Raw genomic sequence first — 15,550 nt, 5'->3', positions numbered from 1 at the left:
AGGATAGACCCGGGCCGGAGCGCGGGGGCAAGGGCGTCAGGTCACGACTGCCGGGCGTCCCACCAGGTGCGCAGCTCCTGGGTGGCGCGCTCCTCGCCGAGGGGGCCGTGCTCCATCCGCAGCGCCAGCAGGTGCTTGTACGCCTGACCGACGACGGGGCCGGGCGCGACGTCGAGGATCGCCATGATCTGCGACCCGTCGAGGTCGGGGCGGATCGCGTCGATCTCCTCCTTCTGGCGCAGCGCCTCGATGCGCTGCTCCAGGCTGGTGTAGGTGTCGGCGAGCCGCTGCGCCTTGCGCCTGTTGCGGGTGGTGGAGTCGGCGCGGGTGAGGCGGTGCAGGCGCTCCAGCAGCGGCCCGGCGTCGGTGACGTACCGGCGCACGGCGGAGTCCGTCCACTGCCCCTCGCCGTAGCCGTGGAAGCGCAGGTGCAGCTCGACGAGCCGCGCCACGTCCTTGACCACCTGCTTCTCGTACTTCAGCGCGCGCAGCCGCTTGGCGACGAGCTTGGCTCCCACCACCTCGTGGTGGTGGAAGCTCACGCCGCCGCCGGGCTCGAAGCGGCGGGTGGCCGGCTTGCCGACGTCGTGCAGCAGGGACGCGAGGCGCAGGACCAGGTCGGGCGCGGGCACCGGGCCGTCGGGGCCGGTCTCCTGCGCGATCGCCTGCTCCAGCACCGTGAGCGAGTGCTGGTAGACATCCTTGTGCCGGTGGTGCTCGTCGATCTCGAGGCGCAGCGCGGGCAGCTCGGGCAGCACATGGTCGGCGAGGCCCGTGTCGACGAGCACCTCGAGCCCGGCGCGCGGCCGGTCGCTCAGCAGCAGCTTGGTGATCTCGGCCTGGACCCGCTCGGCGGAGACGATGTCGATGCGGCCCGCCATGTCGACGATCGCCTGCCGGGTGGCCGGCTCGACGTCGAAGCCGAGCTGGGCGGCGAACCGCGCGGCGCGCATCATGCGCAGCGGGTCGTCGTCGAACGACCGCTCGGGGGCGATCGGCGTGCGCAGCACCCGGCGGGCCAGGTCGGCCAGCCCGTCGAACGGGTCGACGAACGTGAGCTCGGGCAGCCGCACCGCCATCGCGTTGACGGTGAGGTCGCGGCGCGACAGGTCGCCCTCGAGCGTGTCGCCGAACGCCACCACGGGCTTGCGGGAGGCGGGGTCGTACTCGTCGCTGCGGTAGGTCGTGACCTCGACGACGACGTCGTCCGACCCGGCCTTGCCGCCGCGCGCGAACCGGCGCGCGCCGATGGTGCCGAACTCCTTGCCGATGTCCCAGTGGGCGTCGCCCCAGCGCGCCAGCAGCGCCTGCGTCTCGTCGGGGGTGGCCGACGTCGCGAAGTCGAGGTCGTGGCTCGCGCGGCCGAGGAAGGCGTCCCGGACGGGCCCGCCGACGAGGGCGAGCTCGTGCCCGGCGGCGCGGAACACCTCGCCCAGCTCGACGGCCGCGGGGGCCATCTCGGTCAGTACGGCGAGGGCGCGGCGCAGCAGCGCGGCGGGGGCCGGAGGCTCAGGGGTCGACACGGCGTCCCATCCTCCCAGATCCTGGCCGTCGGCGCCCCGGAGGCTGGGCCGGCGGACGGCCGCAACTCGGTAGGGTGGGGCGCATGTCCACCCCGGCCCCGGTTCCCGCCCCGCGGCGCGGGCGCCCGGCCGCGGGTGTCCCCGTCCCGCCGGGAGGGCACCCCCTCAAGGTCGACCCCGCCCGGCTCGCCGGGCCTCGCGGCACGACGACGCCCGCCGTCGTCGGCGTCGCGCCGTCGGGCACCACCACGCACCTGCCGGTGCACGAGGAGACCTCCGCCGGCGGGCTCGTCGTGCGTCTCGCGCCGAGCGGCCCGCAGGCGGCCGTCATCGTGCGGCGCAACCGCGGCGGCCGCCTCGAGTGGTGCCTGCCGAAGGGGCACCTCGAGGGCGCGGAGACGCCGGAGCAGGCCGCCGTCCGCGAGATCCGCGAGGAGACGGGCATCCTCGGCACGATCCGCACCCGGCTCGGCGTCATCGACTACTGGTTCAGCGGTGAGGACCACCGCGTCCACAAGGTGGTGCACCACTTCCTCCTGCGCGCGGAGGGCGGCACGATCACCGCGGAGGGCGACCCCGACGGCGAGGCGGAGGACGCGCTGTGGATCCCCGTCGACCAGCTTCCCGACCGGCTCTCGTACCCGAACGAGCAGCGGCTCGCCGTCGCCGCGCAGCAGGTGCTCCGCCGCACGCCCGACGTCCTCGGGCAGACCGACCCCGGACCCGTCGAGTGAGGCCGACCGCGTGACCACCTCCCGTCGTCCGGGTGCCGTCGCCGCACCCGTACCCCCGCCCGCCCGCCCGGCCCGGGCGCTCGTCGTGCTCCTCCTGCTGCTCGGTGTGCTCGCGACCGTGGGCACGGTCGTGCTGCCGACCCGCGCCGCCGAGGCCGCGCCGCTCTCCACCGCGCCGCTCGCCACCACGCCGCTCGCCGGTGCACCGCAGCCCGGCCGGGCGACCGTCGAGCTGACGTCGACCGCCCCCGCGCTCGCCCGGCCCGGCGGCACCGTCGACCTGTCCGTCCGCGTCACCAACGGCACGGACCGGCCCCTCGACGGGGCCGTCGTCGACCTGGGGGTCTCGTGGCGGCCGCTCACGTCGCGGGCCGAGCTCGCCGCCTGGGCCGACGACGGTGGCGCCCGCACCGCCGCGCGGCAGCTGCCCTCCGAGCCCGTCGACCGCCTCGCGCCCGGCGAGTCCGCGCAGGTGCGCCTGGAGCTCGACGTCGACGCCCTCGGCTTCGAGGACGGGAGCCCCTGGGGGCCCCGCGAGATGTCCGTCGCCCTCGTGCAGGGTGGCACGTCGATCGACGTCGTCCACACCTTCCTCCTCTACGCCCCCGAGGGGGGCGCGCCCGCCCCGGTCGCGCTGAGCGTCGCCGCTCCGGTCACCGGGCCTGCCGTCGACCCGCTCGACACCGACGGGTACGACGCGCAGCTCGGCGAGCTCACGACGTCGGGCGGGCGCCTCGAGCGGCTCCTCGACGCCGCCACGGTCACCGGCACGTCCCCCGGCCTGTCGCTCGCCGTCGACCCCGCCCTGGTGGCCGCGGCGGAGTCCTCCGGCGACGCCGACGTGCAGGCCTGGGCCACGCGCCTCACCGGCCGCACCCCGCCGGCGCAGGACGACTCCTCCGACGACACCACCGACGACGCCGCCGACGACGCCACCCCCGCGGCCGCGAGCACCGTCGCCTCGGGTGACGCGGCCGACGTCGCGGTCCTGCCCGGGTACGACCCCGACCTCGCGGCCGTCGCGCACACGGAGCCGACGCGCACGGACGTCGCCGCCGCCACGGGAGGGGAGGCCGCGCTCGGCAGCGCCTGGCAGCGCCCGGCGGGATGGTCGCTGTCCGTCGCGTGGCCGGAGGGCCGCCCCGACGCCGCGACGCTCGCCACCGGCCGCGACGCTCCGGTCGACCAGGTCGTCGTGGGCGCGGGGCTCGCCCCCACGGATGACGGTCCCGCGTCCGCGCGCACCGCCGTCGACACGCCCGCCGGCAAGGTGTCGGCCCTGGTGGCCGACGCCGGCCTGTCCGCCGCGTTCGCGTCGCTCACCGACGGCGCCGACGCGCCCAGCGGTGTCGAGGGGGTGCAGCGCGTGCTCGCCGACACCGCCCTCCTCGCCCTCCAGGAGCAGGAGTCCGGCGCCGGGGACCTGCACGTCCTCGCCGCCCTCCCCCGCGACTGGTCGCCCGACGCCGCCCTCGTCGAGCAGGTGCTCGGCGCCCTCCACTCCGCCGCCTGGGCCGACGTCGTCCCGCTGTCCGACACGGTCGCCGCGCCGGCGTCCCGCGTGGCGCGCCACGGGCTCCCGCGGAACGACCCCGCCGACGACGAGCTCGCGCCCCTGTCCGTCGACCGGCTGCTGCGCACGCACCGGTCGCTCGCCTCGTTCGCGACCGTCGCCGACGACCCCGTCGAGCTCACCGGCAGCGTCGACCGGGCGCTCGTGGCCCCGCTCGCCGTCGCCGCGCGGAACGACCCCGCCGCCCGCGACCAGGCCGCCGACCTCGCCGTCGAGCGTGCCGACGACCTCCAGCAGGGCATCGGCGTCGCCGACCGGTCCGACGTCACCCTCGTCAGCGACACCGGCAAGCTGCCCGTCAAGGTGACGAACGAGCTCCCCGTCGACGCGACCGTCACCGTCGTGCTGCGCCCCAACGTGTCCCGGCTGATCGTCGAGTCGCGGCCCACCGTCGTCGTCCCCGCCGGCACGTCCGTGAACGTGCACGTGCCCGTGCGCGCCATCGGGTCCGGCGACGTCGACCTGCAGGTCGAGGTCCTCGCGCCCAGCAGCACCGTGGTCGCCGGCCCCACCAGCTTCTCCGTCCGCGTCCGCGCCGGCTGGGAGACCGCCGGCACCGCCGTCGTCGCCGCCGCCATCGCGCTCCTGTTCATCGGCGGCATCTGGCGTACCGTGCGTCGCGGCCGGTCCTCCGCGCGCACCACCGACGAGGGCGTCGCCGACGCCGTCGACCCGCAGGGCCCCGACGTGGACCCGCAGGACGGCACCGACCCCGCGCACGTCACCCGGCACGACTCGGAGAACGATTCGGAGAAGGACACGGAGAAGGACCCCTCATGACCGACTCGTCCGCGTTCCCCGACGACGGCGGGCCCGAGCGTCCCCGCGACGGGTCGCCCGTCGACCCCGTCATGCCGCCGAGCTTCCCGCCCGCCGTCCCGCCGGAGCCGCGCCATGGCGCGCGGCGCGGGCCGTCCTGGTCCGAGATCTCCGGGAACCGGGCGTCGGGGGGCGCGACGTCGGAGGACTGGACGTCCGAGGACGGCGCCGTGCCGTCGTCCGCCCCGGGCAGCACCGGAGACGCCGGGCCGTCCAGGACCGCCGCGGCTGAGCCGGGATCTCCGGCCCCGGCCGGCGCGGCCGACACCGGTGCCGACGCCCCGAGCGAGGGCGGCACGGGTGCGGCGAACGCCGTGCGCCGCACCAGCCTGGGCCGCGGCTCCGTCGTCATGACGCTGGGCACCGTCGCGTCCCGCGCATCGGGGCTGATCCGCTCGGTGCTGCTGGTGGCATGCGTCGGCACCGTCGGCACGGTGGCGAACGCGTTCGACATCGCCAACAAGCTGCCCAACATGCTGTTCGCGCTCATCTCGGCGGGCGTGCTGCAGGCGGTGCTCATCCCGCAGATCCTGCGCGCGATGAACGCGCGCAACGCCCGCGAGCGGCTCGACAAGCTGATCTCGGTCTCCGGCCTCGGCCTGCTGGCGCTGACCGCCGTCCTGGTGGTCGCCGCGCCGCTCATCGTCGTCCTCTTCACGCTCCGGGGCCACGTCGACCCCGATGCCCGGCAGCTCGCCGTCGTGTTCGCGTACTGGTGCATCCCCCAGGTGTTCTTCTACGGCCTCTACATGCTGCTCGGGCAGGTGCTCAACGCCCAGGGCCGGTTCGGCGCCTACGGGCTCGCTCCCGTCGCGAACAACGTGGTGTCGCTGCTCGGCTTCGGCGCGTTCCTCGTGGTGTGGGGCGCCGCCCCGGAGCGGGGCATCACCGACCTCTCGACCTGGTCCTCGGCGCAGACGGTGGTGCTCGCGGGCACCGCCACGCTCGGCATCGCCGCGCAGGCGGTGGTTCTCGTGTTCGCCCTGCGGCGCACGGGCTTCCGATGGCGGTTCCGCTGGGGCTTCCGCGGCATCGGCCTGCGTGCCGCCGGCACCGTCGTGGGCTGGACCATCGGCGCGGTCGTCCTGGAGCAGCTGGGCGTGATGTACCTGTCGAACGTGCTCTGGGCGGCGTCGGGCACCGACGACGCCGTCGCCGGCAACATGGCGTACACGCAGGCGATGACCATCTACCTGCTGCCGCACTCGCTGGTCGTCGTCTCCATCATCACGGTCCTCTTCCCCCGGATGACGGCGGCCGTGCACGCCGGCGACCTCGACGGCGTCCGCAACGACATGTCCCTGGGCATGCGGTCGGCGGGCATCTTCTCGGTGTTCTCTGCCGCGGCGCTGGCCGTGCTCGCGGTCCCGCTCACCGCGGCCCTGCTCCCCACGGCAGGAACCACGGGCGTGGCGGCGATCGCGCCCATCATCCAGGCGATGGCCGTCGGCATCGTCGCCCTCGGCGCCACGGTGATGGTCCGGCGGATGTACTTCGCGTTCGAGGACGGCCGCTCCATCTTCGGCATCCAGGTGATCGCGACGGTCTCCATGGTCGCCGTGCTGTGGGTCGCGGTCAGCGTCCTGCCGGTCACCTGGTGGGCGGTCGCCGCCGGCGGCGCGTACGCGGTGTCCACCTGGATCTCGCTGCTGCTGCGCGTGCGCGGCATGCGGCGCAAGCTGCACGGCATCGACGGCCGCAGGGTGATGCGGCTGTACGTCCGGGCCACGGTCGGCGCGGGCGTCGCGGCGCTGCTCGGGTGGCTGGCCGTCCGCCTCATGGACGGCTACGTGGTCACGTCGTGGGGCCACTCCGTCCTCGTCACGGCCGTCGCCGGCGTCGTGATGGTGGCCGGCTACGTCCTGTCCCTCAAGGCGCTGCGCGTGCGCGAGCTCGACGACGCGCTGGCGCCCGTCCTCCGCCGGATCAAGCGATGACCGCACGCGCGTGCCCGGCTCGGGAAGGTTCCGTGAGGGCCCTGCAGGCGCGCCCGGCGGGCACCGCCTCGGGGTCACCGGCCCGCCCGTACGATGGTCCGATGGACCGGAGGACACCCTCCCCCCGAACCCCCACCGAGGAGTCCAGGTGAGCACCGCCCATCCCGGGACCGTCATGGTCGATCGCTATCGGCTCGTGCAGCCCGCAGCCACCGACCTCGCTGCAGCAGAGGCGTGGGAGGCGCACGACCAGATCCTGGACCGCCCGGTCCGGGTGACGTTCGTCGACGGCCCGTACGCGACCGCCGCCCTCGACGCCGCCCGCCGGGCCGCGCTCGTCGCCGACCCCCGCCTCTCCCGCGTGCTCGACGTCGGCAGCACCGACCTCGGCAGCGGCCAGCGCAGCTACATCATCTCCGAGCCGTACCGCGGGTCGTCGCTGACGGAGGTCGTCTCCAGCGGCCTCGTCGACGCCCAGCAGGCGCGCGCCGTCGTCGGCGAGGCCGCCGCCGCGCTCGAGGCCGCCGGCCAGCGCGGGGTGCACCACCTCGCCCTGCGCCCGGAGGCCGTGCGCGTGGACGGGCACCGTGTCGTCGTCACCGGGCTCGGTATCGACGCCGCGCTCGCCGGGGTGGACGGCGGCCGGACGACCACCGGCGCCGCTGCCGCGGCCGCCGACGCGCGCGACCTGGTCGCCCTCGCCTACTACGCGCTCACGGCGCGGTGGCCCGGCGACTCCCTCGACGAGCCCTGGATCGCCGGCGACGCGGTCCGCCCCCTCCCCGCCCAGACGGACGCGAACGGCGTCGTGCCGGTCTCCGCGCTCGTGCCGCACGTCGACCAGGAGCTGGACACGCTCGTCCGGCGCACCTTCGGGGCCGAGGCCCCGGACGCGCCCGCCAACCCGGGCGACGTCGTCGCCGCGCTCGCCCCGTGGGGCGAGGTGTCCGTCGTCGCGTCGCTGCCGCAGTTCGTGCAGCCGCCGACGGAGCCGCCGGTCCGGTCCTCCGTCCTCGGCGCGGGGAGCAACGGTGCCGGCCGGCCCGGCACGCCGCCGCCCGCGCCCCCCGTTCGCCGGCCGTCGAGCGGCCGGATCGCCCGGTCCGCCGCGGTCGGGGGTGCCGTGGGCGGTGCCGCCGTCGCCGGTCAGGCCGCCGCGCAGGCCACGCAGGCGCTGCCGCCGGCCGGCCCGCAGACGGCCCCGCAGTCGCCCGTCCCGCCGCCGCCCGCCCAGGCGACGGCCGCGATGGCGCCGGTGCAGCAGGGCACCACGCCCCAGCAGCCCACGCAGGCCTACGGCGCCGCGCCCGCGGGCTATGCCACGCAGGCGTACGCCGCCCCGCAGCAGCAGACGGCGCACGCCCCCGTGCCCCCGCCGCCGGGCGGGGGCGAGCCGCGCACCGACACGGGCGGCTTCGCCTCCTCCCCTGCGCCCAAGCGACGCGGCGTGAACCCGACGCCGATCGTCCTCGGCCTCGTCGTCGTGCTGGTCCTCGCCGGCGCGCTGTGGGCCGTGTCCAACGCCCTGTCCCCCATGGACGACGCCCCGGTCGCCGAGAGCCCGGCGCCGACCCAGGCCGCCAACCAGGGCGGCGGCTCCGAGGAGCCCAGCGACGACGAGTCGACCACGCCCACGGAGACCGCCGAGGCGCGGCCCGTCATCAAGTCGGGCGACCAGCTCGACCCGGAGGGCGACGGCCAGCACCCGGAGGCCGTGGACCTCGCCTACGACGGCGACCCGTCGACCTTCTGGTACACGATGTACTTCAACTCCCCCGACTTCGCCGGGCTGCGCACCGGTGTCGGGTACGTCGTGGAGCTCGAGAAGCCCGCGCCGGTCTCGTCCATCACGCTCAACACCAACTCCTCCGGCGGGCACGTCGAGGTGCGCGCCACGTCGCGGGACAAGCCCACCGACGGGCCCGTGCTCGCCGAGGGCTCGTTCGGCTCGGAGACCAAGCTCGACCTGTCCGAGGAGACGGTCGCGGACTCGTTCGTCCTGTGGATCACCGAGCTCCCCGTGACCAACGGCAAGAACTACCTCGAGCTCAACGAGATCGTCCTCTCGTGACCCGTTCCCGGGCGGCGGCACCGTCGCCCGGGAACACCGCACCCCCTCGCCGTGTTGACGGCGATGGCGCCCTCGTACGCGACATACCAGGTGCGCGACACACCAGCAGACCAGGAGAAGACGTGACCGATCAGCCGACCACCGCCACCCCCGAGGGCACCGTGCACGACATCGTGATCGTGGGCTCGGGCCCGGCCGGCTACACGGCTGCCGTGTACGCGGCGCGCGCCGGCCTGGCGCCCGTCGTGATCGCCGGCTCCGTCACCGCCGGTGGCGCGCTGATGAACACCACCGAGGTCGAGAACTTCCCCGGCTTCCCCGCCGGCATCCAGGGGCCGGACCTCATGGAGGCCATGCGCGAGCAGGCCGAGAAGTTCGGTGCCCGTGTGCTCTGGGACGACGCCGAGCAGGTCGAGCTGACCGGCGACATCAAGACGGTCGTGACGCTTGGCGGCGAGACCTTCCGCGCCCGCGCGGTGATCCTGGCCACCGGCTCCGCGTACCGCGAGCTCGGCCTGCCCGAGGAGAAGCAGCTCTCCGGACGCGGCGTCTCCTGGTGCGCGACCTGCGACGGCTTCTTCTTCCGCGACCAGCACATCGCCGTCGTCGGCGGCGGCGACTCCGCCATGGAAGAGGCCACGTTCCTCACGCGCTTCGCCTCCAAGGTGACGATCGTGCACCGCCGCGACTCGCTCCGTGCCTCGAAGATCATGGCTGACCGTGCCCTGGCCGATCCCAAGATCGAGTTCGCCTGGAACAGCGAGGTCGCCGGGATCTCCGGCGAGGACAAGGTCGCCGGCATCACGCTCCGCGACACCGTGACCGGCGAGGAGCGCGAGCTCGACACGACGGGCCTGTTCGTCGCCATCGGCCACGACCCCCGCACCGACCTCGTGAAGGGCCAGATCGACCTGGACGACGAGGGCTACATCCTCGTCGAGGGCCGGTCCACCCGCACCAACCTGCCCGGCGTCTTCGCCTGCGGCGACGCCGTCGACCACACCTACCGCCAGGCGATCACCGCCGCCGGTTCGGGGTGCGCGGCCGCGCTCGACGCCCAGTCCTACCTCACCGAGTTCGCCGACGACGAGGGCAAGACGTCCGTCGCAGGCACCCCGGCGGTGCCGAACCCCGACGGGCTGCCCGCCGCCCTCGACTCGGTCGCCGGCTGACCTTTCCCCACCACGCACCGAAGGAGCGACACATGGCTACCGTCGCCGTCACCGACGACACGTTCAAGACCGAGGTCCTCGAGTCCGACGTCCCCGTTCTGGTCGACTTCTGGGCGACCTGGTGCGGCCCCTGCCGCATGGTCGCTCCGATCCTCGAGGAGCTCTCCGACGAGTACGAGGGCAAGATCAAGATCGTCAAGCTCGACACCGACGCCAACCAGGCCACCACCATGGCCTACGGCATCACGTCGATCCCGACGCTCAACGTCTACTCCGGTGGCGAGCTCGTGAAGTCCGTCATCGGCGCCCGCCCCAAGCGCGCCCTCCAGGAGGAGATCGACGCGGTCCTCGCGCCGAGCGCCTGATCGTTCCCGACGGCCGGGTCTGTTTCACGTGAAACGGGCCCGGCCGTCGGCGTCTCCGGACTCGGAGGGTCAGCGCCGCCCCGGATCGTGGGCCCCGGCTCGCAGATCCCCGTACCAGGGTCGTCCCCCGTGGTCGACGCGCCGGTCTCCGAGATCCTCTGCGCATAGGGTGCGGTCGAGGGCGTCCGCCGTCCATTAGCGGTGCGCTCCCTGCTTCCCGCCCTTACCAGCCACCGGGCGCGCGGCGGGGCTCGGCCTCCTAGTGCCGCATCCCCATGCCCCCTCTGCCCGAGCCGGCACCCTCCCGTCGTCTGCGGTCAACCGGCCAGAACGAGCGGCACTCCTCGGCGGCGCCGGGAAGGGCAAACCGTGGGGCTCGCCGATGGGTCGGTGACCCGGACCTCGCCCGCGGTTGTCCTCCGACCTGCGTCGTTCCCGATCACCACCACAGGCGCGGGATCGGTCAGGCCGGCCTGCCGCCCCCAGCGCCGCCATCCTGCGGTCGAGTCCTGCGATCCCGGATTGGTCCGTTTCCTGACGATAGTGACGCTATGCGACGGAGGTGCTGAAAGCAGAGAAAGGTGCTCCGGTTCGCGCCCTGCTGGCCAGGGCGACGCACCTCCTTCCCTTCCGTGCCCGGCCCTCACTGATCGGTGGCACGCCGTGCTGGACGGACGCCGTGCTGGACGGACGCCGTGCTGGACGGACGCCGTGCTGGACAGGCCCGCACCGCACAGCTCCTCCCCGCTGGACCATGTCGGGACGGGCCCCGCCGGACGGTCCCCGTCTGACGGGCCATGCCGGACACCGCAGGTGCCAGTCACGTCAGGATGGGCACGTCAGGATGGGCACGTCAGGATGGGCACGTCAGGATGGGCACGTTGCCGCCGTCGAGGCCTGGTCGTTGAGGCCCTGACGCGCCCTCCGCGTTCCGCTACTTTCGAGATGGACGACGACTTGACCCGGCGTCATGGCGTCGGGGCGCTCGCCGCGTCGCACCTGCTGGCAAGGCCGGCCCAACTGGGCCCCCGTCGAGGCTCGTGCGACCTCACGGCTCTGGTGGGCCAGGACGACCGAGGCCCCTGGTGCCGGCACCTACCCACCCGGCGCCATCAGGTTTGGACCCGGCTGCCATCCCGATCGGTCGGCCTGGGGTGAGTTCCCTGGTCACGAGGCTTCGACGGTCGCGACCTGCGGTCGTCGACGCGACACGTGGGCCCAGAGCGACACCGCCACCCCGAGTTTCCGCTCGGTCCTGCCGACGCCCGCTCGACGTGCCGCGACTGTGCCCGCGTTCCGAAGGTCGCCGCCTCAGGCCGGGATCCGCCGCTTCCCTTCGCCGTCCCGAGAGCTCGCGGGCTGCCTACCGTCAGTTCGTCCAAGCCTGCGCCGTGCACCACGCCATGACCGGGATCAGATTCGGGGCCAAGTCCACGTCCGTCAGGGAGGCGAAGCACCGGCAAAGGGCCGGTCCTCGGACGGGAGGCACGAAGGGCAGGGGCAGGTGCGCGCTCAGGCGGAATGTTTCACGTGGAACGTCACCAGGACTTCGCACCCACACCGCCGCACGCAGTGACACGTCTGCCCGCGCCGACCGGCGCCGGAGCGATCCATCGAAGCTCCGCGCGAAGGCCATCATCCGAGGCGGCGCTCGTTGGTGCATCAGTAGGCCGTCTTCCCAGCCGAGCAGCGAACCCCGGAGCGTGCCCCAGGTCAGCGATCTCCGACCGCGGGCGCTTCGTCAAGGCGCTGCAGCACCCCGCTGTCTCGCGTCGACCTTTGCCTCGTCGTCGGCCCGGGCGTGGGACTTCACGTCACCGCTCCACTCCAGCGGAACCGAGCTGGCACGGCTGCCGGCGCACCTCAGCCACAGGTCGCGCCCGGATGAGAACCACCCTCCCCGACCGCCCTTCGTTCCGGATCTGCCGCACGACTACTGCCGACACCACCCGCGCTCTCCGCGCATCCGTCGAGGTCCGAACACCAGGCAGTCCGATCCCACGGGCGATCTCGAGGAACCGCGCTCGTCTGCCGACGCGCCGAACGCGAGCGTCCCCAGACTCCGACTCGCAGCTAGACGCCTCACCGGGAAGGGCGTAGAAGAAGGCCGAGCCCGATCACGCAGCCGACCCCACCGGACCCCGCCTCGCTGGGGCACGTCGCCTGGCCGACCGACGCACAGACCAGTACTGACGCACGCGAACACCCTTTGGCCGGCGGGTGCACGACCGCATCGACGTCCTGCGCCACCCGCGCTCGACCCGTCGCAACCTCTGCGGAACCGCTGTGCCGTTGTGCACGCTGAGTCCGCGGATTCCTGTTTCACGTGAAACAGCGCCGTCCGACGATCGGTGCCCACACACCTTCTGCCGGTCTGCACCGCGATGCACATCCGCGCCACGCCCCGTTCCGGAGAATCGGCTGTGCCCTGCTTCTCCTTCCCAAGCGCGGCGGGGCGGGCAGGGAGATTCGGTCGACACGTTTCGCGACGTGACGACGGGCACCACCTCACCATCGGGAGGCAGTGCCCGTCGAACAAGATCGGGGGTCAGGAGCGAAGGAGTCCGGGATCCTCCGGAGCCATGACGCCAAGGATCCGGTTGAGGTCCTCGACCGACGCGAACTCCACGGTCAGCCGTCCCTTGGTCTTGCCGATGTTCACCTTCACACGCGTCTCGAACCGGTCCGCGAGGCGCGTCGCGAGCTCGTCCATCGCCTCGCTCCGTTGCCCGGCCCGCGGCGCTCGGCGCGTCGTCCGCTCACCATCGCCGCTGGTCAGCAGCGTGACGATCTCCTCGGTCGCCCGCACAGACAGGCCCTCCGACACGATCCGCTGCGCCAGGCGCTCGATCTCCGCACCGTCGGTCAGCGACAGCAGCGCACGAGCATGACCCGCCGACAGCACGCCGGCGGCCACTCGCCGCTGGACCAGCGGCGGGAGCTTCAGAAGTCGCAGCGTGTTGGAGATCTGGGGCCGCGACCGGGCGATCCGCGTGGCGAGCTCCTCGTGGGTGCACCCGAAGTCATCGAGGAGCTGGCGGTACGCGGCAGCCTCCTCGAGCGGGTTCAGCGCGGCACGATGCAGGTTCTCGAGCAGCGCATCCCGCAGCATGTCGCTGTCGTCCGTCTCGCGGACGATCGCCGGGATGGTCTCCAGGCCGGCTACCTGCGAAGCACGCCACCGGCGCTCGCCCATGATGAGCTCGTATCGGTCCTGGTCAGCGGCGTCAGGACGGACGACCACCGGCTGCAGCACGCCGATCTCGGAGATCGAGGCGACCAGCTCGTCGAGCTCACCGTCGTCGAACACCGAGCGCGGCTGCCAGGTGTTCGGCCGGATGGCCTCGACCGGAATCTCCGCGAACCGTGCGCCAGGAACCGGCGCCAGCTCGGTTTCACGTGAAACGTCGTCCTCGACGGGAACGAGGTCGCCCTGCTCCGCTTCCCCACTCGACGATCCCCCAGCGTCGTGGACGCCCGGCTCGTCCATGGGCGTTCCCGGCTCCGGCCCTGCCCCATCCTCTCCCAGATCAGGCAGGGCGATGCTCGTGATCAGCCCGAGCGACAAGGAATCTGCACCGAAGGCGTCGTCCTCACGCGTCGTCTCATTCGCGTCCCGCGTCTCCGTGTCCACAGTGGTGGCGGCGACCTCCGTGAGCACTGCGCCAGACGCCGCCTCGGGAGCAGACCCCTGCGCCTCGCCACGAGCCGGCGCCTCGCCTCCGGTTCGGATGCTCAGCCGACCGCCTGCGATCGCCGAGTCCCATGACGCCGACCGACGGCTGCTGCGGCCGCCTTCCTCCGTTCCGTCGGAGCTCGGGCGATCCGCCGGCATGGTCGCGGCAGCCCCGCTCGCGGCCCCACCCTCTCGGGGCTCCCCCGCCGGGAAGAAGACGTCGACCGGACGATCACCCTCCGGCCCCGACGGGATCAGCGCACCGAGCCCGCGGCCCAGACCACGCTTCTTCTGACTCATGCTCCAGCCTCCTGAACCATGGGGCCCCGCGTTCCCCTCGTCGTCGTCAAAGTACGGTCGCGACCCCGCTGGCGCGAACCATGCCATGCGTCAGCCTCCGCGGCGCGGCGTGACGTGAAGCCCCTGGGCGTCAACGCGCCCGCTCCGTGGCGAATCATCGAGCCTTATCCCAGGTCAGCGCGCCGCGGCGCACGCTCGGCGAGCTCGCGCGCTGCCTCGAGGTACGCGAGCGACCCGGTCGATCCGGGGTCATACGTCATGACCGTCTGCGCATGGCTCGGCGCCTCCGAGATGCGCACGGACCGCGGGACGGTCGTCCGGAGCGTCTGCTGGGGGAAGTGCTCCCGAACCTCGGCCGCGACCTGCTGAGCGAGGTTCGTGCGCCCGTCATACATGGTGAGCAGGATCGTCGAGACGCTCAGTTCAGGGTTCAGATGGGCCTTGATGAGCTCGATGGTCTTTAGCAGCTGGCTCAGCCCCTCCAGCGCGTAGTACTCGCACTGGATCGGGATCAGTACCTCGCGGCCGACCACGAACGCGTTGACTGTCAGCAGCCCCAGGCTCGGGGGGCAGTCGACCAGCACGTAGTCGATCCGCTCCTCCCCCCGCTCCTCACGCCGGGCGAGGTAGGTGTCCAACGCGCGGCGGAGGCGTGTTTCACGTGAAACCAAGGAGACGAGCTCGATCTCGGCGCCAGACAGGTCGATGGTCGCCGGCACGCCGTACAGGCCCGGGACCGACGGGCACTCCTGCACCGTGTCCTCGAGCGGCTCGTCCTCGACCAGGACCTCGTAGATCGACGGCGTTCCCGCGCGATGCTCGAGCCCGAGCGCGGTCGACGCGTTGCCCTGCGGATCGTTGTCGATGACCAGGACCTTGAGGCCGGACTGTGCCAGACCTGCCGCGATGTTCACGGTGGTCGTCGTCTTCCCGACGCCACCCTTCTGGTTGGCGACCGTGATGATGCGCGTGCGATCCGGGCGCGGGAACTGCCTGCCCTGGAGCTCGATGCGCCGTCGGGCGTCGATCGCCAGCTGCGCCGCCAGCGGTGTCGACTCGTCCGCGTCCGGGACCGAGGCGACGAGCGCTGCCCGATGCCCGTCGATGACCGGAGGGAGTCCACCGGGTGCCCACGTGAGGCCGGGCACTGTTTCACGTGAAACGTGCGGATCGCTCGCCACGGTCCCGTCGTGACGCGGGACGTCGTCGACGTGCTCCGTACTCGTGCTCACGTGCCACTCCTCCGGTTCGTCACAGAGACTTCCTGCCCGGACCGACGCGAGCGTTGCCGCCGTCGACCGGATGCTCCGCGCTCACTCTACGGCCTCGCTGAGGGCGCGACGGGGGCAAAACTCCGGCCGGCTCAGATCGCCGAAGGAC

Annotated in this window: 9 protein-coding genes; 6 read left to right on the top strand and 3 right to left on the bottom strand. The window is 73.4% G+C overall.

Annotated features, from left to right (window positions below):
* Positions 1 to 41: 41 nt before the first annotated feature.
* Entirely contained in the window at positions 42 to 1,523 is a 1,482-nt protein-coding gene (locus tag ACFWDO_RS05555) for a CCA tRNA nucleotidyltransferase (protein WP_380318884.1), read from the bottom strand.
* A gap of 83 nt (positions 1,524 to 1,606) precedes the next feature.
* Between ACFWDO_RS05555 and ACFWDO_RS05550 the strand changes: the two genes are divergently transcribed.
* From ACFWDO_RS05550 to trxA, 6 genes are all read left to right on the top strand, one after another.
* Positions 1,607 to 2,257, top strand: coding sequence for an NUDIX hydrolase (locus ACFWDO_RS05550; RefSeq protein ID WP_380318887.1), 651 nt, complete (start codon positions 1,607 to 1,609; stop codon positions 2,255 to 2,257).
* Between the two features lie 10 nt (positions 2,258 to 2,267).
* Positions 2,268 to 4,610 (top strand): DUF6049 family protein, encoded by a 2,343-nt coding sequence (locus ACFWDO_RS05545; protein WP_380318890.1) that lies wholly within the window; start codon positions 2,268 to 2,270, stop codon positions 4,608 to 4,610.
* A complete protein-coding gene (murJ, locus tag ACFWDO_RS05540) occupies positions 4,607 to 6,586 on the top strand; it encodes a murein biosynthesis integral membrane protein MurJ (protein ID WP_380318893.1) in 1,980 nt (659 codons plus the stop codon). Before ACFWDO_RS05545 ends, murJ begins: the two co-directional genes overlap by 4 nt.
* Positions 6,587 to 6,734: 148 nt before the next feature.
* The gene (locus ACFWDO_RS05535) at positions 6,735 to 8,657 is read left to right on the top strand and encodes a hypothetical protein (RefSeq protein WP_380318896.1); all 1,923 of its coding nucleotides are present in this window, start codon (positions 6,735 to 6,737) and stop codon (positions 8,655 to 8,657) included.
* 122 nt (positions 8,658 to 8,779) lie between these two features.
* On the top strand, positions 8,780 to 9,829 hold the full coding sequence (gene trxB, locus ACFWDO_RS05530) for a thioredoxin-disulfide reductase (RefSeq protein ID WP_380318899.1): 1,050 nt from the start codon (positions 8,780 to 8,782) through the stop codon (positions 9,827 to 9,829).
* A gap of 32 nt (positions 9,830 to 9,861) precedes the next feature.
* On the top strand, positions 9,862 to 10,194 hold the full coding sequence (trxA, locus tag ACFWDO_RS05525) for a thioredoxin (protein ID WP_380242240.1): 333 nt from the start codon (positions 9,862 to 9,864) through the stop codon (positions 10,192 to 10,194).
* A 2,548-nt stretch (positions 10,195 to 12,742) separates the two neighbouring features.
* Here the strand turns inward: trxA and ACFWDO_RS05520 are convergent.
* Together ACFWDO_RS05520 and ACFWDO_RS05515 are read right to left on the bottom strand one after the other, a co-directional pair.
* A complete protein-coding gene (locus tag ACFWDO_RS05520) occupies positions 12,743 to 14,170 on the bottom strand; it encodes a ParB/RepB/Spo0J family partition protein (protein WP_380321065.1) in 1,428 nt (475 codons plus the stop codon).
* Positions 14,171 to 14,334: 164 nt separating this feature from the next.
* Positions 14,335 to 15,402: a ParA family protein gene (locus tag ACFWDO_RS05515; protein ID WP_380321062.1), complete on the bottom strand. Its 1,068-nt coding sequence runs from the start codon at positions 15,400 to 15,402 to the stop codon at positions 14,335 to 14,337.
* Positions 15,403 to 15,550 lie beyond the last annotated feature (148 nt).

This window comes from Isoptericola sp. NPDC060185 (assembly GCF_042728595.1).
GTDB lineage: Bacteria > Actinomycetota > Actinomycetes > Actinomycetales > Cellulomonadaceae > Isoptericola.
This window is presented reverse-complemented; position numbering and strand designations above follow the sequence as displayed.

Bases quoted from the DNA above. Each gene is read 5' to 3' on its own strand.
- ACFWDO_RS05520 (WP_380321065.1), bottom strand. From the start codon at position 14,170: ATGAGTCAGAAGAAGCGTGGTCTGGGCCGCGGGCTCGGTGCGCTGATC.
- trxA (WP_380242240.1), top strand. From the start codon at position 9,862: ATGGCTACCGTCGCCGTCACCGACGACACGTTCAAGACCGAGGTCCTC.
- ACFWDO_RS05550 (WP_380318887.1), top strand. From the start codon at position 1,607: ATGTCCACCCCGGCCCCGGTTCCCGCCCCGCGGCGCGGGCGCCCGGCC.
- murJ (WP_380318893.1), top strand. From the start codon at position 4,607: ATGACCGACTCGTCCGCGTTCCCCGACGACGGCGGGCCCGAGCGTCCC.